At 58.6% G+C, this 26125-nt stretch carries 17 protein-coding genes and 2 pseudogenes; all 19 read left to right on the top strand.

The window, feature by feature from the left end; translation table 11 throughout:
* The first annotated feature begins 7 nt into the window (after positions 1–7).
* The 19 genes and pseudogenes from J2Y83_RS15655 to tssA all read left to right on the top strand — a co-directional run bounded on the left by J2Y83_RS15655 (position 8) and on the right by tssA (position 26111).
* The gene (locus J2Y83_RS15655; RefSeq protein ID WP_253396512.1) at positions 8–1180 is read left to right on the top strand and encodes an MFS transporter; all 1173 of its coding nucleotides are present in this window, start codon (positions 8–10) and stop codon (positions 1178–1180) included.
* 101 nt (positions 1181–1281) lie between these two features.
* A pseudogene (locus J2Y83_RS29895) lies at positions 1282–1470 on the top strand (hypothetical protein); the annotation flags it as partial.
* A gap of 641 nt (positions 1471–2111) precedes the next feature.
* Positions 2112–2615 carry a type VI secretion system contractile sheath small subunit gene (gene tssB, locus J2Y83_RS15645; protein WP_253396511.1) on the top strand — a complete coding sequence of 168 codons (504 nt, stop codon included), beginning with the start codon at positions 2112–2114 and terminating at the stop codon, positions 2613–2615.
* A gap of 32 nt (positions 2616–2647) precedes the next feature.
* The gene (gene tssC, locus J2Y83_RS15640) at positions 2648–4186 is read left to right on the top strand and encodes a type VI secretion system contractile sheath large subunit (RefSeq protein WP_253396510.1); all 1539 of its coding nucleotides are present in this window, start codon (positions 2648–2650) and stop codon (positions 4184–4186) included.
* A gap of 23 nt (positions 4187–4209) precedes the next feature.
* Complete coding sequence (tssK, locus tag J2Y83_RS15635; RefSeq protein ID WP_253396509.1) at positions 4210–5565, top strand: type VI secretion system baseplate subunit TssK; 1356 nt, start codon at positions 4210–4212, stop codon at positions 5563–5565.
* Positions 5562–6245 (top strand): annotated as a pseudogene (tssL, locus tag J2Y83_RS15630) (type VI secretion system protein TssL, short form). Before tssK ends, tssL begins: the two are co-directional and overlap by 4 nt.
* Before the next feature lie 7 nt (positions 6246–6252).
* The gene (locus J2Y83_RS15625) at positions 6253–7971 is read left to right on the top strand and encodes an OmpA family protein (RefSeq protein WP_253396508.1); all 1719 of its coding nucleotides are present in this window, start codon (positions 6253–6255) and stop codon (positions 7969–7971) included.
* 24 nt (positions 7972–7995) lie between these two features.
* Positions 7996–8487: an Hcp family type VI secretion system effector gene (locus J2Y83_RS15620; RefSeq protein ID WP_253396507.1), complete on the top strand. Its 492-nt coding sequence runs from the start codon at positions 7996–7998 to the stop codon at positions 8485–8487.
* Between the two features lie 155 nt (positions 8488–8642).
* Positions 8643–11291: a type VI secretion system ATPase TssH gene (gene tssH / locus J2Y83_RS15615; RefSeq protein ID WP_253396506.1), complete on the top strand. Its 2649-nt coding sequence runs from the start codon at positions 8643–8645 to the stop codon at positions 11289–11291.
* A 2-nt stretch (positions 11292–11293) separates the two neighbouring features.
* A complete protein-coding gene (locus tag J2Y83_RS15610) occupies positions 11294–14026 on the top strand; it encodes a type VI secretion system Vgr family protein (RefSeq protein WP_253396505.1) in 2733 nt (910 codons plus the stop codon).
* Positions 14027–14031: 5 nt separating this feature from the next.
* The gene (locus tag J2Y83_RS15605) at positions 14032–14805 is read left to right on the top strand and encodes a hypothetical protein (RefSeq protein WP_253396504.1); all 774 of its coding nucleotides are present in this window, start codon (positions 14032–14034) and stop codon (positions 14803–14805) included.
* On the top strand, positions 14790–15161 hold the full coding sequence (locus tag J2Y83_RS15600) for a DUF7079 family protein (protein WP_253396502.1): 372 nt from the start codon (positions 14790–14792) through the stop codon (positions 15159–15161). Before J2Y83_RS15605 ends, J2Y83_RS15600 begins: the two co-directional genes overlap by 16 nt.
* Positions 15162–15382: 221 nt before the next feature.
* On the top strand, positions 15383–17419 hold the full coding sequence (locus J2Y83_RS15595) for a lipase family protein (RefSeq protein ID WP_253396500.1): 2037 nt from the start codon (positions 15383–15385) through the stop codon (positions 17417–17419).
* The gene (locus J2Y83_RS15590) at positions 17412–18482 is read left to right on the top strand and encodes a hypothetical protein (protein WP_253396499.1); all 1071 of its coding nucleotides are present in this window, start codon (positions 17412–17414) and stop codon (positions 18480–18482) included. The genes J2Y83_RS15595 and J2Y83_RS15590 overlap by 8 nt, the downstream gene beginning before the upstream one ends.
* On the top strand, positions 18482–19573 hold the full coding sequence (locus J2Y83_RS15585) for a hypothetical protein (protein WP_253396498.1): 1092 nt from the start codon (positions 18482–18484) through the stop codon (positions 19571–19573). The genes J2Y83_RS15590 and J2Y83_RS15585 overlap by 1 nt, the downstream gene beginning before the upstream one ends.
* Positions 19574–19742: 169 nt before the next feature.
* Complete coding sequence (locus J2Y83_RS15580; RefSeq protein ID WP_253396497.1) at positions 19743–20009, top strand: PAAR domain-containing protein; 267 nt, start codon at positions 19743–19745, stop codon at positions 20007–20009.
* A gap of 2 nt (positions 20010–20011) precedes the next feature.
* Entirely contained in the window at positions 20012–21172 is a 1161-nt protein-coding gene (locus J2Y83_RS15575) for a hypothetical protein (RefSeq protein ID WP_253396496.1), read from the top strand.
* A gap of 260 nt (positions 21173–21432) precedes the next feature.
* Positions 21433–24528 carry an ImcF-related family protein gene (locus tag J2Y83_RS15570; RefSeq protein ID WP_373423761.1) on the top strand — a complete coding sequence of 1032 codons (3096 nt, stop codon included), beginning with the start codon at positions 21433–21435 and terminating at the stop codon, positions 24526–24528.
* Positions 24525–26111: a type VI secretion system protein TssA gene (gene tssA / locus J2Y83_RS15565; RefSeq protein ID WP_253396495.1), complete on the top strand. Its 1587-nt coding sequence runs from the start codon at positions 24525–24527 to the stop codon at positions 26109–26111. Before J2Y83_RS15570 ends, tssA begins: the two co-directional genes overlap by 4 nt.
* The last annotated feature ends 14 nt before the right edge of the window (positions 26112–26125 follow it).

Raw genomic sequence — 26125 nt, 5'->3', positions numbered from 1 at the left:
TTCAGTCATGGCAAATCCCTACGCCGAATTGTTCCAGGCGCCTGGTGCGCGGGCTTTTGTACTGGCGGGCATGCTCGCGCGCATGCCCATCTCCATGACCGGTATCGGCCTGATTACCATGCTCTCGCAGGTGCATGGCGGCTACGGCCTGGCTGGCTCGGTGGCGGCGGTGTTCGCCCTGGCCACGGCATTTTGCGCGCCGCAGGTGTCACGGCTGGTCGACCGCTACGGCCAGGGGCGGGTGTTGCCGATCGCTGCGCTGCTCGGTGGTGGGGCGTTGTTGTTGCTGTTGCTGAGTACCCGTTTGCAGGCGCCGAACTGGGTGTTGTTTGTGTTCGCCGCGCTGGCCGGTTGCATGCCCAACATGTCGGCGATGGTGCGGGCACGCTGGACCGAGTTGTACCGGGGCCAGCCCAAGCTGCAGACCGCGTTTGCCCTGGAGTCGGTGCTCGACGAGGTGTGCTTTATCATCGGCCCGCCGATTTCGGTGGGGTTGAGCGTGGTGCTGTTTCCGGAGGCCGGGCCTTTGGTGGCGGCGTTGCTGTTGGCGGTCGGCGTCACTGCGTTCGTGATGCAACGCCAGAGCGAGCCGCCCGTGCATGAACACCATGATCATCACGACCGCTGGCTGATCGCTTCGCCTTCGGTGTTGATCCTGATGATCCTGTTGCTGGCCATGGGGGTGATTGTCGGTGTGGTGGACGTAGTCAGCGTCGCTTTCGCCCAGCACCAGGGCCAACCGGCGGCGGCAAGTATTGTGCTGTCGGTGTATGCCATCGGCTCGTGTCTGGCCGGTTTGGCCTTTGGTACCCTCAAGCTCAAAGCAGCGTTGCCTCGCCAGTTCCTGTGCTGCGGGGTGGCCACGGCGTTGACGACCTTGCCGTTGTTGCTGGTGACCAATATCCCCGGCCTCGCCGTGGCAATCTTCATCTCCGGGCTGTTCTTCGCCCCAACCCTGATCGTGTCCATGGCTCTGGTGGAGCGGATCGTGCCGCCGAGCCGCCTGACCGAAGGCATGACCTGGCTGATCACAGGCCTGAGCATCGGCGTGGCGATCGGCGCCGCCAGCTCCGGCTGGATGATCGACCACTTCGGCGCGGCCAGCGGCTTCTGGGTGGCGCTGGCGGCGGGAGCGGTGGTGCTTGGCGCGGCCGTGTTGGGGAGTCGGCGGTTGGGCTAGTCAGCCAAGCGCCGGGGCAGGTTCGGCGCAGTGATGTAGCAGAAACTCACTCAGCGCCTGGTGCGTCAGGTCGTTGAGCGTGACGTTCCGGACTCCAAGAAATGAATGCTGAAGACTCCTTGAAACGCGCTCGCCGGTTTATCGGGTTGTCCCTGGAAAAACGCCAACTGTTCCTGCAGACGCTACAGAAGGAAGGGGTGGATTTTTCCCGGTTTCCGATTCCGGCCGGGGGGGAGGCGCAGGATCGCCAGGCGTTGTCCTACGCGCAGCAGCGCATGTGGTTCCTTTGGCTGCAGCACCACGCCGGGCTTGCAGAGGGGCGGTAGATGGGGATGGACCCAGAGACCATGAAATTACGTTTGCTGCGCAAGACGACGCGCCGCAAGGCTTGTTCAAGTGGGTGCCGAAGCGGCCGTGGTATGCGCGGCATTTGAAGGTGAAGGCGCGGGAGGTTTAGGCGTTTTTTACAGGGGTTCAATGTTTATGATGTAAAACCGCGGCGGGGGGGGGCATCTCCTGGTCCCTGAGCGTTGGTTTGCTTATAAGTTTTAGTACTGGGGGCATAGGAAAAAATCGAAATGGATTTATATAAAACCCCATATGTCTACTGTTCTTTTATTGTGTGCCTATGGTGTTAAGAAATATCTGACAGTTAAATCCCGGTTTGAGGTTTAAATCTTAAATATTCTTAGCAATAAAGATAGTCTGCGTGGTTTGTGGGAAATATCTCCGATGCGCAATGGAAAGTTCCTGTCCGTGATTCGGGGGGTGGTAAATTCTCGCAGTGATACTTCATTCTAGTGAGCAAGGGGATGCCATGTGCCATGTAGCTCATTGGTGTTCCAGAGTGGGGATTTAACTTCATTAAGTTCCCGTCTTACTTTTCTCTAATGGCTGATCAGCGCTGTTGGAAAACTCACGGAATGAAGCGATGACGCTAAGCAGCTTTCAAAATGAAGTGCCAAAAGCCAGGGTTAATATCAAGCTCGACCTGCATACCGGCGGTGCGCAGAAAAAGGTTGAGTTGCCTTTGAAACTGATGGTGATGGGTGACTACAGTAACGGCAAGGAGCAGCGTCCGCTCTCCGAGCGCAGCAAGGTAGATATCAATAAAAACAACTTTGACAGCGTCCTGGGCGAGTTCTCGCCGGGTCTGAAGCTCGCCGTCAACAACACCTTGGACGACGATGAGTCCGACACCGCTGTCGAACTGAGTTTCCGGCGCATGAAGGACTTCGAGCCCGAACAGGTGGCGCGGCAGATTCCACAATTGCGTGCCTTATTGGCGATGCGCAACCTGTTGCGTGATCTCAAATCGAATCTGCTGGATAACGTGACCTTCCGCCATGAATTGGAACGCATCCTCAAGGATGATGCGCTCAGTGACGAACTGCGCGCTGAGTTGGCGGCCTTGGCGCCTGAAGAAGAACGTTAATTCATTGCGGTAGTTTAAAGGGAAGTTAAATCATGTCTTTAGAAAATTCCAACGTGCAATCGCGCGGCGCCACAGTGTTGTCTGAAGAGTCCTGTGGTGTTTATGCTGCGCTGTTTAATAAAATCAATTTAAGTCCTGTTTCTGAGTTGGCAGGCATTGATATCTTTCAAAACTCGGACGCGCTGTCGGAGGTGTCCGCCGATGAGCGGGTGACGGCGGCGGTTAGTGTGTTTTTAAACTTGCTTAAGCAAACGCCGCAAAAAATCGAGCGTTTGGATAAAGTCCTGCTGGATGAACATATCGCTTCGCTGGACAGGCAGATTGGCCGTCAGCTCGATGCGGTCATGCACCATCCGGACTTCCAGCGCGTCGAATCAACCTGGCGCGGTGTGAAGTCGCTGATTGATCAGACGGATTTCCGCCAGAACGTTCGCATAGAACTATTGGATGTCAGCAAGGACCACTTGGTACAAGACTTCGAGGATGCGCCAGAAATTGCCCAGAGTGGCTTGTACCTGCATACCTACACGCAGGAGTACGACACCCCGGGTGGCGAGCCGATTGCGGCGGCTATCTCAAACTACGAATTCGATCGTAGGCCTCAGGACATCGCGCTGCTGCGCAATATTTCCAAAGTCGCCGCCGCCGCCCACATGCCGTTCGTGGGGTCCGTCGGCCCAGCCTTTTTCGGCAAAGAGACCATGGAGGAGGTGGCCGCGATCAAAGACATCGGCAACTACTTTGATCGTGCCGAATACATCAAGTGGAAGTCATTTCGTGACAGTGATGATGCGCGTTACATCGGCCTGACGATGCCACGTGTCCTGGGGCGCTTGCCCTATGGGCCCGACACTGTTCCGGTGCGCAGTTTCAATTACATCGAGAGTGTCAAAGGGCCGGATCACAACAAGTACCTGTGGACCAACGCATCGTTTGCCTTTGCCGCGAACATGGTCAAGAGCTTCATCACCAACGGTTGGTGCGTGCAGATTCGTGGGCCGCAATCGGGTGGTGCGGTCACTGAACTGCCGATCCATTTGTACGACCTGGGCACCGGCAATCAGGTCAAGATCCCTTCCGAAGTGATGATTCCGGAAACCCGTGAATTCGAGTTCGCCAACCTCGGGTTCATTCCGCTTTCGTACTACAAGAACCGCGACTATGCGTGTTTCTTCTCGGCCAACTCCGCGCAAAAGCCGGCGCTGTACGACACGGCCGATGCCACGGCGAACAGTCGAATCAACGCACGCCTGCCTTACATTTTTCTGCTCTCACGCATTGCTCATTATCTGAAGCTGATCCAGCGCGAAAACATTGGCACCACCAAGGACCGGCGTTTGCTGGAACTGGAACTGAACAAGTGGATCGGCGGGCTGGTCACCGAGATGACTGATCCGGGCGATGACTTGCAGGCCTCACACCCGCTGCGGGATGCGAAGGTCACGGTGGAAGACATCGAGGACAACCCCGGTTTCTTCCGCGTCAAGTTGTATGCCGTGCCGCACTTTCAGGTCGAGGGTATGGACGTGAACTTGTCGCTGGTTTCGCAGATGCCCAAGGCCAAAGCCTGATTCAGTCGCAGGGAAACGATGCCATGAATATCGATCGCCCTCTGTGGGCCGCCGGGGCGTTGCTGTCGCCGCAGCAATTCCAGCAACAGGCACGCTGGGAGGCTTGTACCAACGAACAGCTCGCGCACCTGGCTCTGGCACACCCTTGGGGTGTCCAGGCGGTGGGGTTCGACCTCGACGCATTGCGGCTGGGAAAGCTCAAGGCGACTCAACTGCGTGTGCGCATGCCTGATGGCACCTGGATCGACACTGAGCAGGTGGACCGCCTGCCTGCCGCCTTGGAGCTGGCACAGTTGCTGGCTGACGACGATCAGGCCGTGTTATTGCACGTGGCCTTGCCGCTGGAGCAGGCCAATGGCAACAACTGCCTGTTCGAGGGCGGCCGGGACGATCGACCGATGCGCTATCGCCAGTCTTGGCGCGAAGTACAAGACATTTACGCCGATGAGGTGCAGTCGATTGGCGTGCTGGAGCATGCGCTGAGCCTGCGTCTGCAGCGCGACGACAATGCGGATTACATGACGTGCCCGGTCGCACGCCTGGTGCGCGACGGGCAGGGGGCCTGGAGCCTCGACCCGGCCTATGTGCCGCCGTTGCTGAGTTTCGCCGCGCACCCGGGGCTGCTGAACCAGTTGGACAACCTGTTGACGCAGTTGTCCGCCAAGCGGCAAAGGCTCATGGGGATGCGGCGGGAAAGCAATCAGCGCATGGCCGACTTTGCCGTTGCCGACGTGTCGCTGTTCTGGCTGCTCAATGCCTTGAATACCTATCAGCCGGTATTGGCCGATCTTTTGGAGTTCCCCGCACGCCATCCCGAGCAGGTCTACCAGCAGTTGATCAAGCTGGCCGGCAGCCTGCTCACGTTTTCGCTGGAACACGATGTCGACAAGATCCCCGCATACCGGCACACGGCGTTGGAAGCGGTGTTCCCGCCGCTGATGCACTCCCTCTCCTTGTTGTTGGAGGCCAGTCTACCGTCGCGGGTCATTGCTCTGGTGCTGGAAGTGCAGGGGGCCAACCGTTGGCAGGTCACGCTGAATGACCCGCGCTTGCGCGAGCGTGAGGGGGCCGATTTCTATCTGTCGGTGCGCAGCCGGCTGCCGGCGGCGCAGGTGCAGGATCAGTTCCCGCGCCTGTGCAAGATCGGTACGCCGGATGATGTCGATTATTTGATCAACGCGGCGCTCGACGGGGTGCCGTTGCAGTCCCTCAGCCATGTGCCGGCGGCGATTCCGTTGCGTCTGGAAAATCAATACTTCGCGCTGGATCTCGGTCATTCCAAGGGGCAGGCGGTGCTGGACGAAGGGGTCTGCGCTTTCTACGTTCCAAGCAGCTTGGTCGACGTCAAGCTGGAACTGTTTGCGGTGCTGCGCTCATGAAACCGACGCCTTCCAACGCACAAACTGCAGCGGCGGTGGATATTGACGCGCTGTTACAGGACACCTACCTGTTGGTGGTCGAGTTGCGTTAGGGCGCCTCGGTGCTACCTGGCCGGGAGCTGGGCGAACTTTGTGTCGAGCAGGTTGAGCAGACTCGGCAGCGCCTTGAGCGGGCGGGCCTGAGTCAGCGCAGTATCGACCACATCAGTCATGCTCAATGCGCGCTGCTCGACGAAGCCGTGCTGACCTGCTCCGAAGTCGATGCCCGTGCCGATTGGGCCAGCGCACCGTTGCAGGCCAAGTTTTTCAATCGCCATCAGGCCGGTGAGTTCCTGTACGAGGCCATGCGTGACGTATTGAGCGAGCCCGCGCCTGACCGGCATGTGCTGACGGTATTTCAGCGCGTATTGATGTTGGGTTTTCGCGGGCGCTATCGTGATTTGAGCGACCCCGAACGCGAGCAATTGCTGGTGGCTCTCGACGCACAGGTGGCGCCGTTCAAGGTCAGTCAGCGCGTGCCGACGCAGGTGGGCTGTGGCGAACTGAGCGCGGGCTTTGGTTGGCTGCGTTCACCTTTGATTCATCTGCTGACAGTGGTTCTGTTGCTCGTTGCGACGTGGTGGGGATTGGATCATCTGTTGAGCGATGCGATTGCCTCGCTCTTGCCTGATCAGGGGTGAGTGCCAGATGACCTTCAATCTGCATCGCATCCTTTACCTGTGGGCGGGTGTCCTCGTGCTCGCGTTGCTGCTCATCATTCCGCTCGCGCTGTGGGTGCGTGTACTCGGCGGGTTGATCGCGGTGTGCTGTGTGGCGTGGGCCTGGGTATCACTGCGTCTGCGCGCCGAGCGGCAGCGTGGGTCGCTGAGGTTGGCCGAGGGCAATGTGCTGCCCGCTGCGGGGTTTCGTCATCCGGTGGTGCTGGTCTGCGGTGATGGCCTGGATGGGCTGTTCGGCAGGGTTGCCGCCGAGCAGTTGGCCCTGCGCGTGACTGAGCAAGGGTGCTACGTGCGCGTACCGAGCCTGGAGCAGCTGCTGGTTGTCACTGATCAGGTTCTGGCCGTGCGTCCGGGCTGGGCCGGGCAACTGGGCGTGATGTTCAGCGTCAGCCCGGGTGCGCAAAGTGATGGGGCCGTACTCGCCGGTCAGGTGCGCGCCTTCAGTCATCAGATGGCCTTGGCCCGCAAGCGCGGCGTTGCGCTGCCGCTGTTGTTGGTGAGCTACCTGCAAACCTTGCGGGACGAGGCGCCTTGGTTCTGTTGGGGCAACGGGCAGGCCGAGGTCCGTGTGTGTGATGCGGGTGCTTGCGTCAGCCTGGATGACTGGCAACAGCAACCCGCTGACTCGCCCAGGCAGGCTGCCCGGATGCACGCAAGTGTTCAGTTGAACAGCACCGTAGCCTGGCTTCATGACGCGGTACTGCCGCACCTTGTCAGTCGCAACGCTTCTGGCTTGGCGGCGACCTGCGCAGTCACGTGGGTGCCGGCATTGCCGCATGCCGTGAAGGGGAACCTGTGGCAGCAATGGTTACGCAGCAAAGTGGCGCTGACGGATCACAGAGAGACCGTGACGGATGCGGTGTTGCCGTTCCCGGACCCTTTACTCAACCTGCTGCCGCTCGGCCCGCTGCGTTCCCCGGTGCAATGTGCAAGCGTTATTGCGCTGTGGTTGTTCGCCGTGGCGGCTGTTGTCGCACTCGCCAGTTCGGCGTGGCAGAACGCCCTGTTGCTACGCCAAGTTAGTGATGACCTGCGACGTTATTCGGCTATCCCGCAACCGACCCAGCGTAACCAGCGCGAGTTTCTTTGGCGTGAAAATGCCGTGACCGTGCTGCGCCAGGACGGCCAACGACTGGACGCGTACTACCGGCACGGTGCGCCCCTGGCATTTGGCTTGGGCCTGTATCGCGGCGAACGCATGCGCGCTGCGCTGCAGGCGGTACTGGCCGCTCACGTTGAACCGCCACCGGCCGCATCGCCGGCGCCGGCTGCCCGCCCGGTGCGGCTGGACAGCCTGTCGCTGTTCGCCAGCGGCAGTGCCCTGCTTAAGCCGGATTCGGCCAAGACGCTGATCAATGCGCTGGTCGATATCAAGGCCCAGCCCGGCTGGCTGATCGTCATCTCAGGGCATACCGATACCACTGGCGACCCCGAAAACAATCTTCGACTGTCCCGCGCCCGCGCCGCTGCCGTGCATGACTGGATGCAGCGCATGGGCGGCATTCCCGACAGCTGCTTTGCCGTGCAGGGCTTTGGCGCCAGCCAGCCGATTGCCGGCAACGACACCGAGGCGGGGCGTGCAGCCAACCGCCGCGTTGATATCCGTCTGGTGCCTGAGGCGGGGGCCTGCGTGCTTCCCGTCGCACACCCGGACAGGCAACCCCCGGTCGCATTCCGCGACATTTAAATCTACGAGAAAAAGGAGCTTCACATGGCAATTCCCGTTTACCTCTGGCTGCAAGACGACGGCGGCGCAAATATCAAGGGTTCGGTGAACGTGCAACAACGCGAGGGCAGCATCGAGGTGGTTGCCCAGGATCACAGTCTGTACATCCCCACCGACAATAACACCGGGAAATTGACCGGGACGCGGGTTCACACCCCGTTTCTGTTTTCCAAGGAAATCGACGCGTCCAGCCCCTATCTCTACAAGGCGGTCACCACCGGGCAAACCCTCAAGAGCGCCGAGTTCAAGTGGTACCGCATCGACGATGCGGGGCAGGAAGTCGAGTACTTCATCACCAAACTCGAAGAGGTCAAAGTCGTGAAGGTCGCACCGAAAATGCACGACGTCAAAGACCCCAGCAAAGAGAAGCACAACCACCTCGAGCAGGTGGAGTTGCGTTACGAGAAGGTCACCTGGACCTACAAGGACGGCAACATCATCCACTCCGATTCATGGAATGAACGCCAAAGCGCTTGATATGCGTGGAGCAGCAGGTGGGCCTTTGCCTGCTGGCTCCCGGTGTGCTGGGTTGAGCGTCCGTTCGCGGGCGTTCAGCCAAACACATCGAGTTTCCAACCCGCGGCTGGCGTTAACGATGACACACCACCATCACCGAACAAGGATGTAACCGTATGGCCCAACATTCCACGCGCTTGCTTCGCCGTCTCAATCCTTATTGCACCCAGGCGTTGAGTGCAGCGGCAACTTTGTGCCAAAGCCGTGCCCACGCGCAGGTCACCATTGAACACTGGCTGCTCAAGTTGCTGGAGCAAGGCGAGGGCGACCTGACCCTTATCGCCCGTCGTTACGAATGGGATATGGATGCACTCTGGCGCGGCCTGATCGACCACCTCGACACCCTGCCGCGCAGCGTGCAAAACAAGCCACAGCTGTGCGGCAAGCTGCAACAACTGATCAAGAATGCTTGGCTGCTGGCATCCCTGGATGGCAATAACGAGATCCTGCGCTCGGCCCATTTGCTCGGTGCGCTGCTGGAAACTCCGAGCCTGCTGGTGTGCGACGCCACTTGGCCGCTGCTTAGTATCAGCGATGCCCAGTTACAGCGGTTATTGGTGTTGCTCGACCAGCATTCCGAAGAACGTGCGCAAGTGCAGCAAGAAGCGACACGGGACCACACTGAGCTGCCGGCTTTATCCGGCACCGATGAACCGGATGCCCTGAAAGTCATCTTGGACAAATTCACCCACGACGTTACTGCCAAGGCGCGGGCGGGACAGATCGACCCGGTGTTTGGCCGTGACGATGAGATCCGTCAGGTGATCGATATTCTCAGCCGTCGGCGCAAGAACAACCCGATCCTGGTGGGGGAGCCCGGTGTAGGCAAAACCGCTCTGGTTGAAGGTCTTGCGTTACGTATCGTAGAGGGCAATGTCCCCGACAGCCTCAAGCAGGTCGCCTTACGCACCCTTGACCTGGGTTTGTTGCAAGCGGGCGCCGGGGTCAAAGGCGAATTCGAACAACGCCTGAAAAACGTCATCGAGGCCGTGCAACTGTCGCCGCACCCGGTGCTGCTGTTTATCGATGAAGCCCACACTCTGATTGGCGCTGGTAACCAGGCGGGTGGTGCGGACGCCGCCAACTTGCTCAAGCCGGCCCTGGCGCGTGGCGAGTTGCGCACTGTCGCCGCCACGACTTGGGGTGAATACAAACAGTATTTTGAACGCGATGCCGCCTTGGAACGACGCTTCCAGATGGTCAAGGTCGACGAGCCGGACGACGCCAACGCCTGCCTGATGCTGCGCGGTCTCAAGGCGCGCTACGCCAGCCATCACGGCGTGCACATCCAGGACGCGGCGGTACAAGCCGCGGTGACTCTTTCACGACGCTACCTGACCGGCCGCGAACTCCCCGACAAAGCCATCGACCTGCTCGACACCGCCAGTGCACGGGCACGCATGAGCGTGGACTGCGAGCCGCAAGCACTGGTGCGCCTTAAGGCCCAGCAGACGGCCCTGGAGCTGGAGCGCCAGGCCCTGGAAGAAGACCAGCAACTGAGCGGCAGCCCCGCCAGCGAGCGCCTGGCGATCATCGACGCGCAGCACGCCGAGTTGCACCGCCAGCTAGTCGGGCTTGAGGCGCAATACCGCAACGAACTCGAGCTTACCCAGCAATTGTGCGATGCCCGTCAGGCAGAACCCGCACAAAGGGCCGTCTGCCTGCAATTGCAACAACAACTGAGCAACGCCCAGGGCAACCAGCCACTGCTGTCCCTCGACGTCGATGCGCGCAGTGTGGCCGAAGTCGTCGCTGACTGGACCGGCGTACCGCTGGGCAGCTTACTCAAGGACGAACAAGCCAGCCTGCTTGAGCTGGAATACCAACTGGGTGAGCAAGTGATCGGCCAGGACCTTGCGCTCAGTGCTTTGGCCCAGCGCCTACGCGCAGCTAGGACCGGCCTGACAGACGAAAAAGCGCCGCTGGGCGTATTTTTGCTGGTCGGCACTAGCGGCGTCGGCAAAACCGAAACGGCCCTGGCCCTGGCCGACACGCTGTTCGGCGGCGAAAAATCGCTGATCACCATTAACCTCTCGGAATATCAGGAAGCCCATACCGTCAGCCAGCTCAAAGGCTCACCTCCCGGCTACGTCGGTTACGGTCAGGGCGGCGTGCTCACCGAAGCCGTGCGTCAACGCCCCTACAGCGTGGTGCTGCTCGATGAAGTCGAGAAGGCACACCGCGACGTTCTCAATATTTTTTACCAGGTCTTTGATCGGGGCTGCATGCGCGATGGCGAAGGTCGGGAAATCGACTTTCGCAACACCGTCATCCTCATGACTTCCAATCTTGGCAGCGATGAACTTCAAACTGGCCTGCAAGAGTTCCCCGACGCACCCGACAGTACCTTGCACGCGTTGCTGCGCCCGATCCTGCGCGAACACTTCCAGCCTGCCTTATTGGCTCGTTTCCAAACCCTGATTTACCGCCCGCTTCAAGCCGATGCCCTCCAACGTATCGTCGCCATCAAACTTGCCCACGTTGCCAAGCGCTTGCAGCGTCATTACGGATTGGATTGTCAGGTCGACACTGCCCTCAACGAGGCGCTGGTTGCGGCCTGCCTGCTGCCCGACACAGGCGCGCGCAACATCGACAGCCTGCTCAATCAGCAGATTCTGCCGGTCCTCAGTCAGCAGTTGCTGCAACGCCAAGCCGCCCGGCAGAAAACCTTTGGCGTGACCTTGGGCTACAGCATTGAGGAAGGGATTGTCCTGCATTTTATCGACGCCCAAGACGCTGTTTCGCCCGTTGCGATGGAGGCCTGAACATGCTCAACCCACTGCGCAGCTTCTACGACCACAGCCGGCACACACTCAGCGTGCGCGACGTCGATGCACTGCTTGACGTCCTGGCCTTTGAGGGCAAAGAGGGACTGAGCCAACCGTTCACCTATCGCATAGAGTTCACCAGCACCGACGGCGATATCGCTGCCGAAAAGATGCTCGGTCAAAACGCCAGTTTTAGTTTGCATGGCGCCCCACAAAACGCGTCCATGCGTGGCTTTAACCTTCCTGCGAGCGGCCCATTGCGCACGCTTCACGGGGTAGTCACCGGTTTCAAACGCCTGTCCGGCTCCGCTGATGAAGCCCGCTACGAAATCACCCTGCAACCGCACCTGGCCCTGCTCGGCCAAGGCAAACAATTTCGCATCTACCAGCACCAATCGGTGCCGCAGATCGTCGAAAGTATCCTGCGCAGCCGCCACGACTTTGACGGCCAGGACTTCCTTTTCAGCCTGGTGCGTGAATACCCCAAGCGCGAACAGGTCATGCAGTATGGCGAGAGCGATCTGGCCTTCATCTCGCGCCTGCTGGCCGACGTCGGCATCTGGTACCGCTTCACCAGCGACGAACGTCTGAACATCGACGTGGTGGAATTTCACGATGACCAGCGTCACTACCAGTTTGACGTGGCGTTGGCCTACCGCCCGCAATCCGGGCTCAGCAGCAGTGGCCAGGACGGTGTGTGGGCCCTGCAATCGAGCCATCAGGTGGTGGAACAGCACGTCAATATCCGCACCTACCAGCACCGCGTGGCCAACGCTCACCTGAACGGTGACATCGACCAAACCCGTGGCGTCAGCGGCACCTATGGCGAGGCGTATCACTACGCCGAGCCCTACACCGTCATGGGCGATCGCTACGCCCATGACGAAGACCTGCAAAGCGAAAGCGGATATTTTTACGCGCGCCTGCGTCACGAGCGTTACCTCAACGGCCAGACCCGACTCAGCGGCATCAGCAGTAGCGCCACCCTGGAGCCCGGCCAGGTCCTGAACATCTCTGGCGGCGTCCCACAGGCTTTCGCCCCCGGTGCGGTGATCACCCAACTGATCAGCCGCGCCGCTCGCGACGCCAGTTACGAAGTGACGTTTGAGGCCATTCCCTACTCGGAAACCGTGTGCTTTCGCCCGGAGCTGCAGCCCAAACCGCAAATCCCCGGCACCGTCCCGGCCCGCGTCACCAGCCCGCAGGCCAACGACCCCTACGGGCACATCGACATCGAAGGGCGCTACAAGGTCAACTTCCTGTTCGACCGCGACGCCTGGAAACCCGGTGAAGAAAGCCTCTGGCTACGCCTGGCCCGACCCTACGCCGGGGATACCCACGGCCTGCACTTGCCGTTGATCCCCGGCACTGAAGTCGCCATCGCCTTTGAGCAGGGCGACCCGGACCGGCCCTACATTGCGCACGCGTTGCACGACAGCCTGCATGTCGATCATGTGACCTTGCGCAATTACAAACGCAACGTGCTGCGTACTCCGGCGAATAACAAGCTGCGCATGGATGACACGCGGGGGCAGGAGCATATCAAGGTCAGTACTGAGCACAGTGGTAAGAGCCAGCTCAACCTGGGGCATCTGGTGGATGCCAAGCGTAAAAAACGTGGCGAAGGGTTTGAGTTGCGTACTGATGGGTGGGGGGCGATCCGTGGGGGGAAAGGTTTGTTTATCAGTGCGGACGAACAGGATCAAGTCCGAGGTAAACAACTGGATATGGCTGCCGCTATCGCGCAACTGGAGGGTGCGTTGTCATTGGCTCGCTCAATGGCACAAGCGGCCAGCAGTGGCCAAGTGAATCCCGGTGATACCGATAGCCAACTTGGCCTTCAGCAACGGCTCCAAGGGTTAGCGCAGCCCTGTATTCTGCTCCATGCCCCGGCGGGTATTGGCGTGCTCAGTCCAAGGGCCATATGCCTGTCTTCCGGAGGGGAGAGCGTGGGCATTATGGCCGCACGTAACACGGACATTAGCGCCGGGCACGACATCACCGCAACCGCTGAAGGTGGTGTGAGCGTATTTGCGCAACGTGCCGAGCTGCTACTCAAGGCGGCTCAAGGCAAAGTTGAACTGCACGCTCAGGGCAGTAACCTCCATGCGTTGGCAAAGACCGACGTTAAGATCGAAAGCATCGAAGGCCGTATAGAAATCAAGGCCCCGCAAGAACTGGTGCTCAACTGTGGCGGTGCCTATATCCGTTTAAAGGACGGCGATATAGAGCTGGGAGCACCTGGCAACATCTACCTAAAAGCTACCGATGTAAAAAAGTTTGGCAGCACCAGTCTCAATACTCCAGCGTCAGCGTTGCCGACGGGTTACGCGGCTAGCTACACCGTGAAAGACGCGGCCCAGGCAGCGTTGCGATTCAGCCGCTACCGGATAACCACTCAGCAAGGTGAAGTATTCAATGGAGTAACCGACAAGCATGGCAAGACGATGAGCGTTCATACCGCGTTGCCGGGGAACTTGAAAATCGAGCTGCCAGAGACTGAAAAGTGGATCAGCTTTTCTGCCCCGTCGAAATCAAATTATCAAGGCATAAAATGCACCGCGACCATGGATGATGGCGAGGTGTTGGAGGGCGAGTTTGATGGTGAAAACAAAGCAAGTTTTTATTCTTTTACGGGTAATGCTTGCGTCAAGTTCGAGGTGCAATGCCCGAAGCATCAAGAAGACTTACCTAGCACTGCAGACGAACTGCTACGAGAGCTAGGGGAGTAAATAATATGGATGCTTTTTACCAGAACTATATGGCTCGACAAGATCATCAGGTTGACGATGATACTTTGGAACGCGCTCTTGAAAGTTTTGAGGGGGCAGCGCTCAAGTTTTCTTCAGGCTTTATAAATGATGCGAAGCAGCGTGATAACTACAACAGCAATGTCAAGCGAGTCAAGGCGCAGGTGTTGGCGCAAGTCAATGCGGGGGAAGTGTCAATAAAGGAGGCTGCGGAATTCTGCTACGAAGCACGAAATAAAATCATGGCGGAAACCAGGCAGAAAACCTCAGTGCCCGGACGGGCTATTGCAGAGAAAAGGAAGGTTGTTTCTCCGGATTTAGAAAAGCTATTGGACGAAAAAGCCGGCAAAAAATTTGGTAAAAGCTTTGCGGCGCTCAATGCTGAGCAAAAAAATGCCATGTATTACGAAATCGTAGAGTCTTCGGCGAGGCCTAACACGGGATTTAATACTTTAAATCGAGTGTTAAAAATCTCTGGTAAGGTTTTGATTGTCGTGACGGTCGCTTATGCAACCTACGAGATCGCGAATGCAGAGAATAAGCAGAAAGAGTTGATCAAGCAGGGTATTGCGATAAGCGGTGGTTTTGCAGGAACTACCTTGGCGAGTTTTGCCGTCTCTACCGTATGCGGGCCCGGCGCGCCGTTTTGTGCGATCGGTTTAATGCTGGCGGGCGGGATTGCCTCTGGCTGGGCGGCCTCGAAACTAGCGGACTCCCTCGACGATGAAATAGAAGAGTTTACTAAATGGAAAGTCAATTAGATCAGCATCAACTCTGGTCTGCACTCTCTGATTTGTTTGTAGATACCAATGTTGACTACAAGCACATTGCAGGGGTGGCAAAGAATTACTCCGTTGAGGAGATTGAGTTTGCTTTGTTTGAGAGAGTGGCTCCTGTATGCGTCAGTAATATGCTGGCGCCAGTGCCACCTGTTTGCTGGTATTTCGATAAGGAGCAGTTGGTGGCTGATATTGAATCCTTGGTCAAGAAGAGGGGCGAGCAGGGGAGGGTCGGTAAATGTCTATCTGGTGTGATGGGGCGATTAATACGGATTGTTAGTGCGAAAGTGTGGGCCGAGCTAAAGGCTGAAATCGAAAGGGTCAAAAGTGAGGCGTGATGCGAATTTGAGAGCTTTAAGTGTTGTCGGGTATAAGTCGCGACCAGGTATTGTTTTGGTTGGGCAGTCGGAGTGGCGGTTTTTTTGTTATTCGGGATATTAATTTTTATTAATGGGTTTTTAGGCCGAAGTGGTGTGTTGTGAAGTTTGGGGTTGATTACCCCGATTGACTCAATTGACCGGGTGATTGCTCAGGAAACATTAATTTTTTAAGGGGTTATATGAACGATCCAATGCACCGCACGGATACCCTCAATCCGAGCAAGGATTTCATCGGAGGGAAACAGAAACAGCATTGGATAGAACTCCAGTTGCTGGACGAGCAGGGTGACCCCCTGGCGAATCTGCCCTATCGTGTACGTAATGAGGCCACACGCGAGGGCTTTATGCCTGAGTTCGTGGGGCGCAGTGATGCCGAGGGTGTGATTCGCATCGACGGCCTGCACCCGTTGCCCATTACCCTGCTGATGGGTGCCGATTCTTTAGCCGAGCAACTGCAAACCCGGCGCTTGCGCGCCGAACGTGCGGAGCCGCCCCGACCGGGTGTTGGGGAGCGCACACCGATGTATGGCCCGCAACGCTCGGGTTTCTCGCCTATCGAGAAGCAGGCGCTCGCTGCCGGGCATGGCTATCACTATCTGCGTGTCGGCCAGTTATGCGACAAATTGCCGACCCTTCACCCACCCGTGTCGGACCCAAAGCGGCCACCTACCTTTCACTTTCCAGACCCGAATTATCGTGGCTTCACCGTCAGTGGCGATGAACTGGACCGTCGTCATGTGCTGGAAGTCTGCCCATTTCGCGCCTGGTCTCTGATGTTGCATCACCAGTCTGGGTACAGCCTGGTCAATGCCTACAACCTGGGGTTGATGAGTATTCTGGCGTATAGCACGCGGGATGAACGCGAACTGGGTTCCGTCAACGAGTTTTTCGAGCAGCAATGCCTGGATTTGTCACGTACACCTCGGGTTTGGGATAACGGCCAGGCATGGCCATGTGTGGTGGTTGATGTGCCTTTCAGTGATCGTTATTTGACGATCAAAGCCTTGGATACCGCTAAGGCAGACGTGCCGGAAGGTCATACCCAGTTGTTTTACGCTATCAGTGTTTCCCAAGTGTTGGTGGCTTGGCGTGGCACTGAGATGGAAGGGCTTGCTGACCTCATCACCGATGCGACCTTTCGTCCTGTGAAACCGGAGATCGCTGCGGTTTGCGAGCCTAAGGTTCCTTGCCCTGACCTTACTGCTGTGGGCAGTGTGCACCTTGGCTTTCGCGATGCATTTGAGGTAGCGAGAAGAGTTTTTGATACTGATTTTGGCAAGACGATTCTTGGTGGTGTTCGCGATAAAAAATTGTTCATCTGCGGCCATAGCCTGGGCGGCGCCCTCGGCCTCATCCACGCGGCCTCGCTGAAAAACCATAACCCCCTGCTCTACACCTACGGCATGCCCCGCACCTTCACCCTCCACGCCGTACAGTTTTTGGGCGACTTATGGCACTTTCGCCATGTCAATGACATGGACGCCATTCCTCGCGTCCCCCCCGAGGCCGCGTTGGACAATTACCTATATGACGCCTATGGCCCTGTCGGCCTGCTCGCCGGGTTTAGTTGGTCGCTACGTCAAGCCGTCTCCAGCGCAGTATTCAAACATGAAGACCCGTTCAGCCATCACGGTGAGATCGCCATGTTTTTCCGGGCCGAGCAACACCAGCAACAGGAGATCACACCATACCCCGCTTACCGCAAACCCGATGGCACGCCTTATCGCAGCACTATCGCCTACGAACTGCCGGAAAAAGCCAAGCTGTATTTGGTCCCCAGCCTGAGCGAGGACGGTGACCAGCAAGTCGAGCAGGCCACGCAGTGCCTGAACACGTCGCTGAACGCCGAAAGTCGTGCCCGGTTCTTCCCTCGCTACAGCAACCCGACGACGGGGCGAATGCCGCGTATTGGCGATCACTTCATGTCGCAATACCAACCCTATATCCATAACCAATTACTGGAATCGATTGACGCCGAGCGCGATCCATTGCTGGAGCGACAGGTCCAACGGCGCAAGTTCGAACAACAGCTAAAGGATTACTACGCGAGCATTCACGAGGACGAACTGGCCCGCAATCGCGTGTTCCTCGACTTACAGCGTCTGGTAGACCAAGCCCTGCATATCACCCAGCAAGTAGCAGGTGGCGCCGAGGCGCTGCAGCGCTTTAACGCCATTGCCGACCCAAAAGCTTATTACGAGAAAACCTATGGTTAAGCCTATTCACACGCGAAAGGACGAAATCCGGTTCCTCCGCCTGCTCACGGTTGTGTGCGCGATGTTTTTCAGTCTCAGTGGATGCCGTCAGGACCACAGCCTGGCCCCGCCTGCTAACAGCGAAAAAATAACCGTCACCGTGAAACTGCCCAAGGAGCTGAAAACCGAAACTATGTGGGTGATGTATCGCTCACCCATTTGTAAGCGTGTCGACTACGGCGCCAGCGGCCAGCGCACTGAACGGGATGGTCATCACTCGGTTTACAAGGAACTGGAGCGCCAGGGGCAGAGTGATCTCTACCAAGTGGAACTACCGAAAGATGGCGGTGGCGCGTGCCGCTGGCATTTGGCGAATGTGACCTTTGGCGTGGTTTATGCCGATCCGACGCGTTTTGGCGAGAATGTGACCTCTGGGGGAGGCGGGGGCGTGGTTGTGATATTTGACTACAACGACTCGCCACGGGGTGGGGCTGATATCAAGGTTGAAGGCGATCTGACGATCAAGAAGGATTACTACCCTTGGGTCGATGAAGAGTTTTTGGGGCCTTACAAAAAAACTGTGGGTTTGGCCGGCGAGGGCAGCATTTACCTCAGTTACCAAGCATTACAGGCGCGGCAGGTATATTTCGAACCAGTCATACATTCCGATTTCATAGTTTATTCGGCGGGGCCAAAGGAAAAAAAGGAGGGAAACCACACCGCTTTCACCTATCCCGATGGTAGTGTCGTGGCAGATGGTCAATCGACGCCAGACTTCTGGAAACTACAAAGCCTGCGCACAGGACGTCCTCGCGAGTGTTTATCGGTTTGGCAATACGAAAAATGCCCGGACCGTCGCCCACAACTATTACCTGAGTGGCTGCCTTCACCTGACAAACCTGATTTAGGGCACTACCTCATTGTGGATGAATGGGGTAATGCCCTGCCCGTGTATGACTATCGATTGGTCGGTGCTGACGGGCGGATATTTCTAGAAAAAACGACCAGTGATGGGCTCACGCAACCGCTGCCGATCAGCGCCCACCCCTTGCGCGAAGTCGAGTTCCCTGTGTGGAGGTGGTGATGTCGTCTATGCAGCATTCAGTTGTCGACCCCGTTGATGTCGCCAAGAACATGCGCATGTTCCACCGCATGTCTATGGTTGTGTGCGCGATGCTTTTCAGCCTCAGTGGATGCCGTCAGGACTACAGCCTAGCTCCGCCTGCCAACAGCGAAAAAATAACCGTCACCGTGAAACTGCCCAAGGAGCTGAAAACCGAAACCATGTGGGTGATGTATCGCTCGCCCATTTGTAAGCGTGTTGACTACGGCGCCAGCGGCCAGCGCACTGAACGGGATGGTCATCACTCGGTTTACAAGGAACTGGAGCGCCAGGGGCAGAGTGATCTCTACCAAGTAGAACTGCCGAAAGATGGCGGTGGCGCGTGCCGCTGGCATTTGGCGAATGTGACATTTGGTGTGGTTTATGCCGATCCGACGCGTTTTGGCGAGAATGTGACCTCTGGGGGAGGCGGGGGCGTGGTTGTGATATTTGACTACAACGACTCGCCACGGGGCGGTCCTGATATAAAGGTTGATGGGGATTTGATAATTAAGAAGGAATATTACCCCTGGTTACATGAGAGTTTTTTAAGTGGATACAGTAAGCGCGTTAGTTTGGCAGGTGAAGGAGATACTTATCTCATGTATCAGGCGCTACAAGCACGACAAGTATATTTCGAACCCACTCTACATTCGGACTTCGTGGTAAGTTCGGAGGGGGCAAAGGTACACAAGGTTGGAAGTTTCATTAAGTTCACCTATCCCGATGGTAGTGTCGTGGCAGATGGTCAATCGAACCCTGACTTCTGGAAACTACAAAGCCTGCGGACAGGGCGTGCTCGCGAATGTTTATCGGTTTGGCAATACGAAAAATGCCCGGACCGTCGCCCACAACTATTACCTGAGTGGTTGCCCTCACCTGAAAAACCTGATTTCGGTCACTACCTCATTGTGGATGAATGGGGTAATGCCCTGCCGGTGTATGACTATCGATTGGTCGGTGCTGACGGGCGGATATTCCGGGAAAGTACGACCAGTGATGGGCTAACGCAACCCTTGCCGATCAGCGTCCACCCCTTGCGTGAAGTCGAGTTTCCAGTATGGCGATGGTGATCTTGCTCATACAAATTCGGTATCGCAAATTCTGAGTTCAAGTGAGTTTTTGCTCATTTAAACGTAGCGAGCCAATGACTGCTAATTGATTGCGTTATCCGATTTAAGCATTGCAGAAAACTCGAGTGCATGGGGCGCCCGAGTACATGACCCATGGAGCGAGAAGTTTATGTCCCAAGGATTTGTTTTATTGGGTGATAAAACCACCCATGGTGGAGAAGTGATATCGGCCTCATCCACGATGATCGTAAATGGCAAGCGAGTAGCACTGGTCGGAGACGAAGTTAGTTGCCCGCTGCCGGGGCATGGCATCAACAAGATTGTTGATGGCTGTCCGGACTGGTCTGAGGGTGATCGGGCGATGGTGGTCAACGGCTGCCGCTGTGAGTGCGATTGCCAGGTGATTTCCAGCGCTCCTGATTGCGGGGTGGGTTAGTCATGGGCTGGGATCGTCAGGCACCTCATGTGGTGGGCGCTCCAAAACCGCCGGTGCTGGGTCGTTGGCTATTGGCGGCACTCATGGCGGTGCTGGTCTGTGTGCTGCTGTTTTTGCTGCATGCCTCCGAACGGATGCCGTTACTGAGTACGCTCAACATTTGGGCATTGTCCGCCTCGCCATTGGTGGTCTGGATCCTGGCGTTCGCTGCGCGTGCCCATGCCTATGGGACTGCGCTGAGCCATTGCCAGTTTCTGGAGGAGGAGGCGCATAGTTCGCAGCGTTCCTGGCAGGGTTGGGCTCAGCGCCACCTGGCAGTGTCTGCCAGTTGTGTGCTGCTGCCTGATCAGGTGTCTGCGAGCGTATTAACTCAGGGTTCCTTTGATTTGCTTCCCCGCACAGGGCAAGCACGGCGTATTGCGGCTTTGCCTGTAGCGCCGGAACGTGATCAAGCCGGATTGCAGATGTTGATTCAGGCATTGGTGCCGGCACTGCATGCGTTACCGACGGGGCAAGAACTGCACGTCACACTGCTGAGTGATGTTGATCCCAGCGAATATGAAGCCTTGCGCGATGCCTGGCAGCAGACCTGGACCATCACGGTGAGCCGACCGCTACCTGCAACGCTCACCTTGGCTAGCGAATTGTCGTACTGGTGGATCGATGAAACGTTGAAGGCCGCCACCGCAGCCATTGAGTTGATTCTGGTGCTCCAGGTGCACGGTGATGACTCGTACTCCGACGGGCTTGCCGCCTTGCTGCTATGCCCGGACAGCCTGGCAATCGTCTTGGAGCTACCGATCACGGCTGGTTTGTTGCGGCCAATGCCATTGGATATCGACGCGCTGGACAGCGAGTTACCGTTGTTTCTGCAAACCCAAGTGAGCGCTTGCCGAGCAACCGGCATGTTGGTCGACGCCACCGACTGGCAGCCACTGACCGGAAAAATACTTGCCGTAGCAGCCGCCCATGGTGCTTCGCTCAAGGCGGAGCAGCAGTGGATTCAGGAAAGTCTGTGCGGGCTATCGGGCCCGCTCGGTCACTGGCTAGTAACTGCGCTGGGTGTGGAAATATCCCGGCGTCAGCGTGAGCCTTTGTTGGTATTGGCACGAGAAGAATCGCAGCACTGGATGAGCACTATTACCACGGGAGAGTTGGCATGAACGTTTGGAGTAACTCATGGCGCCGCGCGGGGGCAGCAGTGTGGATCATTACGCTGCTAGCCGCGCTGGGCTGGGTGATCTGGCGTTATGGCGATCAGGTCGGGCTAGCTGAGAATCACCACAAGCTGTTGGTTTTTCTGCTGATTATCACCATTGCAATGGTGGGCTTTCTGGCACCTCAGTTGTTAGTGCATCTCAAACGTCAAAACCACCGCGAGCAGGGGCGGGCGGATAAGGTCTATCCCCCGGCAGACTCACAGATGGTTATGCCTCGCCAACCGATTGCTCACCTATCAGAGCTACGCGAGCACCTACACGACGCCTACGGCTTCTTCTGGCGCCGCAAAACCCGCCTGCTTCTCGTCATCGGCGAACCCACCGAAATCGAAGCCATCGCCCCAGCCCTGGCCGATCAGCAATGGCTCGAAGGCCAAGGCACGGTCCTGTTGTGGGGTGGCAGTGCCCAGGCCGCGCTGGATCAGTCATTCCCTAAGCACTGGCGTGGGCTGAGCCGCTGGCGTGCGCTGGACGGGGTGGTTTGGGCGCTGAACAAAACCCAGGCCGCCGACGATGCCGCGATGGGTAAAGGTGTACGCCAGGTGCAGCGCCTTGCCCGTGACCTACACTGGCAGTTGCCGTTGTACCTGTGGCAGGTCTGCGACAGTACATGGCCGCAGGACACGCACAAGGCGCAGCCGGTGGGCTGCCGGTTGCCCGAGCGCTTCACGGCGGCGGCAGTGGAAACCGCCCTGACGCGTTTGCTGGAGCCTTTGCGGCGCGAGGGCTTGGCGCAGATGAACGGTGTGATGAAGCATGACTTCCTGCTTCGCCTGTCCCGCGATTTAAAGAGCGAAGGCATCGCCCGCTGGCGTCATACGCTGACGCCCCTAGGCAGCGATTTTGCTCGTGGTGTGCCGTTGCGTGGATTGTGGTTCAGCCTGCCGGTACAGCGCTCGCCGCATGACAAACAACAGGAATGGTCGGTCGCCCCGGTGTGGCACGGCGTACTCGGCGATAACGCCAGTGGCCGCCGGCTGGGCTGGAGCGTGCCGCGCGCTGGCTTTGCGCTGGTGTTGGGTTTGGCGACGTTATGGGGCGCCGGATTGTTGCTGTCGTTTGTCAGCAACCGTGCGCAAATCGCCCAGGTGCAAAGTTCGTTGGCGGCATTGCAGCAGTCGGGCAGTAACGACGAGCAACTCAGCGCACTCAACGATCTGATGCGCGAACTGGCGCGCCTGGATTACCGCGCCGAACACGGCGCTCCGTGGTACCAACGCTTCGGCCTGAATCAAACCCCAGCGCTGCTTGAAACGGTGTGGCCACGCTACGTCGACGCCAACAACCGCCTGATCCGCGACCCGGCCGCCGCCGCTTTACGCCAGCAGCTCACGGCCCTGGTCAAGCTGGCCCCGGACAATCCCGAGCGCGCCGAACGCGCCCGCGGGGCCTACGACCAGCTCAAGGCCTACCTGATGATGGCGCGCCCGCAAAAAGCCGATGCCACGTTCCTGACCAAAGCCCTGGGCAACGCCGAACCGGTGCGCGACGGTGTATCGCCGGGACTTTGGCAAAGCCTGGCGCCTAACCTGTGGCAGTTCTATGGCGAGCACTTGGCGGCGCACCCGGCCTGGGCGATCAACGCTGACCCGAGGCCGGTTGCTCAGGCCCGACAGGTTCTGCTTGGGCTGTTGGGCCAGCGCAATGCCGAAACCAGTCTTTACCAGCAGGTCCTCGACACAGCGGCCAATCAATACCCAGCGCTAAGCGTGCAAAACATGGTGGGTGAAACCGATGTTCTGGCGCTGTTCTACACCGAAGCCAGTGTGCCGGGCGTGTTCACGCGCCAGGCCTGGGAGGGCCAGGTGCGCCAAGCCATCGATGCGATCGCCGACGCGCGCCGCGAAGAAATCGACTGGGTGCTCAGCGACAACCAGACTGATATCGCCGCCGAGCTGACCCCGGATGAACTCAGAGAGCGGCTTACCGAGCGTTACTTCCAGGATTACGCCAGTGCCTGGCTGGACTTTCTCAACAGCCTGCGCTGGAACCCCGCCAATACCTTGGCCGATGCGATCGACCAACTCACCCTGATGGCTGATGTGCGCCAATCGCCGCTGATTGCCCTGATGAACACGCTGGCCTATCAAGGGCAGGCCGGCACTCGCAACCAGGCCCTGGCCGACTCGTTGATACAGTCCGCGCAAAAGCTGATCGCCAAGGACAATGGGCCGATGATTGATCAACTGGCACAAACGCCGCGCAGTCCGCTGGAGGCGACTTTCGGGCCGTTATTGAGCCTGCTCGGCAAAGACCCCGAGGCCAGGGCCGACAATGACCGCTTGAGCCTGCAGGCGTTCCTGACCCGCGTCACCAGGCTGCGCCTGAAATTGCAGCAAGTCAGCAATGCGCCTGATCCGCAGGAAATGACCCAGGCCCTGGCGCAAACCGTGTTTCAAGGCAAGAGCGTCGACCTGACAGACACGCAGTCCTACGCCAGCCTGATTGCGGCCAGCCTGGGAGCAGAGTGGAATAGGGTCGGCCATACGCTTTTTGTGCAGCCTTTAGATGAAGCGTGGCAACGGGTGTTGCAACCCTCGGCTGCCGGGCTCAATAGTCAGTGGCAACGCTCAATCGTTGGTGATTGGCAGAGTGCTTTCGCTGGGCGCTACCCCTTTGCGCAAACCGTCAGCGATTCCTCGTTGCCGATGCTGGGGCAGATGATTCGCGCCGACTCCGGGCGTATCGAGCAGTTTTTACGCAGCCAACTGAGCGGTGTGCTGCGCAAGGAAGGCAGCCGCTGGGTCGCCGACCCGCGCCATAGCCAGGGGTTGCGGATTAATCCGCAGTTTCTGGCGGCGATTAACCAACTGAGCCATCTGGCCGACGTGATCTATACCGACGGCGGCATGGGTTTGAGCTTCGAGCTTCAAGGCAAACCGGTGCGAGATGTCGTGCAAACCACCTTCATCCTCAATGGCGAACACCATCAGTATTTCAACCAGAAAGAGCGTTGGCAGCGTTTCAATTGGCCAGGGCGCGGTGACCATCCGGGCGTCAGCCTGAGCTGGACCAGTATCCATACGGGCGAGCGCCTGTTCGGTGATTACCAGGGGACTTGGGGCCTGATCCGCTTGCTGGAAAAAGCTCGAATCACCGCCCTGGACGACGGCGATAGCCGCTACCGCATGGTCCTCAAGGCCCCCGATGGTTTGAACCTGACGTGGAACCTGCGTACCGAACTGGGCGCGGGGCCTTTGGCCTTGCTCAAGCTGCGTCACTTCACGTTGCCACCACAGATCTTCCTCACCCAGGGCACCGCGCAAGTGCCGTATGCGCAGAACGGGGTTTTTGAATGAGCCTGTACACCTTGATCACCCATTGCCTGGGCGAGCGCGACCCCGTAGCTCTGGCCAGAAGCCAAGCCGAGCGCTGGCAGACGTGGCTTCAACCGATCAGCGCAGACTCGCCTGTCGGCGAAGACCCAGGCTATGACGATGACTTCCAGCGCATGCGCGAGGAGGTCAACAAGCTCTCCGGTGCGAATGCCGAACGGGTGGTTCAACTGGCAGAACAGCTGCTGATCCACACCTGCAAAGACCTGCGCGTCGCTACGTATTACCTGTGGGCACGCGTGCAGAAGGACGGCGAGGCCGGGTTGGCGGATGGGCTCGGTTTGCTCGCCGCGCTGGTGGAACGTTTCGCCGCCGATGTGCTGCCGTCGCGGCCCAATAGCCGCAAGATGGCGCTGGAATGGCTGGCCGGCGGCAAGGTGCTGGACAGTTTGTCGCTGTACCCCGAAGTGGTGCGCAGCGAAGCCGAGCGCACGGTGGCGGCGCTGGCCTGGCTGGAGCGTGGGCTTGAGGCCTGGCCGCAGGATCAGCGCCCGGTACTCGGTGCGCTGTACGGCGCGTTGTCCGCTCGATTGACGCAGTCCGGAGGGGTTGACGCGCTCGTGCCGCAGCATAGCGCCAGTCACGAATCGACTGTGCAGACGGCGGCGCCGAGCGCCACGGGCATCAAGTCCGGGCGCGACCTGCTGGACAGTGGCAGGGCGTTGGCAGGTTATCTACGCGAGCAGCCCCAGGGCTGGCTGGCGGCGCATCGGCTGATGAAAAGTTTGCGTTGGGACACGGTACACCAGGTGCCGCCTGAGGAAGCCAGCGGCAATACGCGGCTGGCGTCTCCCCGGGGTGATTATCGGGCGCAGCTCAAGCGCCTTTACCTGCAACAACGCTGGGCTGAATTACTCGATCAGGTCGAACGAATGTACGCCGAGGGCGTGAACCACTTCTGGCTGGATTTGCAGTGGTACTTGTACCAGGCGCTGAGCAAACAACCCGCACCACATGACGGCTGGGCGGACATCATCAAGCGTGACTTGGGCATGTTCCTCGAACGCTTGCCGGGGCTGGAACTGTTGCACTGGAACGACGGCACGCCCTTCGCCGATGAGACAACCCGCGACTGGATCACCCAGCACGTCAGTGGCAACCGCACGCAGCAATGGCTACCGGCACCGAAGGCGGTGCTGACCACGAGCGATGCCGAGATCTTGTCGCTGGAGGACGAGGCGGTGGCCCAGGCCGACAGAGAGGGCGTGGACGTGGCGCTCGGTTGGCTGGCGGCCCGGCCGGGCGTGCAGACCGGGCGCCAACGCTGGCTGCTGCGCCTGCTGATGGCGCGTGTCGCCGAGCAATACGGCAAGGGCGACTTGGCCCTGCACGTATTGGCCGAACTGGACGCTACCGCGCAGCACCACGCGCTGGCGGACTGGGAGCCGGAGCTGAATTTCGAGGTCAAGGCCCGGCTGCTCAAGCTCTTGCGTCTAAAAGCGCAGCGCACTGATGCAGACAAACCCACGCTCGCCCGGCGCACCGAAGCGCTGTTGGCGGCATTGGTCGCCATCGACCCGGTACGCGCCGCCGTGCTCTGCGGCTAACCCTCATTCATCAG

The organism is Pseudomonas marginalis (assembly GCF_024169655.1).
In the GTDB taxonomy this organism is placed as follows: domain Bacteria; phylum Pseudomonadota; class Gammaproteobacteria; order Pseudomonadales; family Pseudomonadaceae; genus Aquipseudomonas; species Aquipseudomonas paraveronii.
Note: the sequence above shows the minus strand (reverse complement) of the source record. Positions and strands in the feature narration are given on the sequence as shown.

Bases quoted from the DNA above. Each gene is read 5' to 3' on its own strand.
- J2Y83_RS15595 (WP_253396500.1), top strand. From the start codon at position 15,383: ATGAACGATCCAATGCACCGCACGGATACCCTCAATCCGAGCAAGGAT.
- tssH (WP_253396506.1), top strand. From the start codon at position 8,643: ATGGCCCAACATTCCACGCGCTTGCTTCGCCGTCTCAATCCTTATTGC.
- J2Y83_RS15600 (WP_253396502.1), top strand. From the start codon at position 14,790: ATGGAAAGTCAATTAGATCAGCATCAACTCTGGTCTGCACTCTCTGAT.
- J2Y83_RS15585 (WP_253396498.1), top strand. From the start codon at position 18,482: ATGTCGTCTATGCAGCATTCAGTTGTCGACCCCGTTGATGTCGCCAAG.
- J2Y83_RS15570 (WP_373423761.1), top strand. From the start codon at position 21,433: ATGGTTATGCCTCGCCAACCGATTGCTCACCTATCAGAGCTACGCGAG.
- J2Y83_RS15590 (WP_253396499.1), top strand. From the start codon at position 17,412: ATGGTTAAGCCTATTCACACGCGAAAGGACGAAATCCGGTTCCTCCGC.
- J2Y83_RS15605 (WP_253396504.1), top strand. From the start codon at position 14,032: ATGGATGCTTTTTACCAGAACTATATGGCTCGACAAGATCATCAGGTT.
- J2Y83_RS15620 (WP_253396507.1), top strand. From the start codon at position 7,996: ATGGCAATTCCCGTTTACCTCTGGCTGCAAGACGACGGCGGCGCAAAT.
- tssK (WP_253396509.1), top strand. From the start codon at position 4,210: ATGAATATCGATCGCCCTCTGTGGGCCGCCGGGGCGTTGCTGTCGCCG.
- tssA (WP_253396495.1), top strand. From the start codon at position 24,525: ATGAGCCTGTACACCTTGATCACCCATTGCCTGGGCGAGCGCGACCCC.
- J2Y83_RS15580 (WP_253396497.1), top strand. From the start codon at position 19,743: ATGTCCCAAGGATTTGTTTTATTGGGTGATAAAACCACCCATGGTGGA.
- tssC (WP_253396510.1), top strand. From the start codon at position 2,648: ATGTCTTTAGAAAATTCCAACGTGCAATCGCGCGGCGCCACAGTGTTG.
- tssB (WP_253396511.1), top strand. From the start codon at position 2,112: ATGACGCTAAGCAGCTTTCAAAATGAAGTGCCAAAAGCCAGGGTTAAT.
- J2Y83_RS15625 (WP_253396508.1), top strand. From the start codon at position 6,253: ATGACCTTCAATCTGCATCGCATCCTTTACCTGTGGGCGGGTGTCCTC.
- J2Y83_RS15655 (WP_253396512.1), top strand. From the start codon at position 8: ATGGCAAATCCCTACGCCGAATTGTTCCAGGCGCCTGGTGCGCGGGCT.
- J2Y83_RS15610 (WP_253396505.1), top strand. From the start codon at position 11,294: ATGCTCAACCCACTGCGCAGCTTCTACGACCACAGCCGGCACACACTC.
- J2Y83_RS15575 (WP_253396496.1), top strand. From the start codon at position 20,012: ATGGGCTGGGATCGTCAGGCACCTCATGTGGTGGGCGCTCCAAAACCG.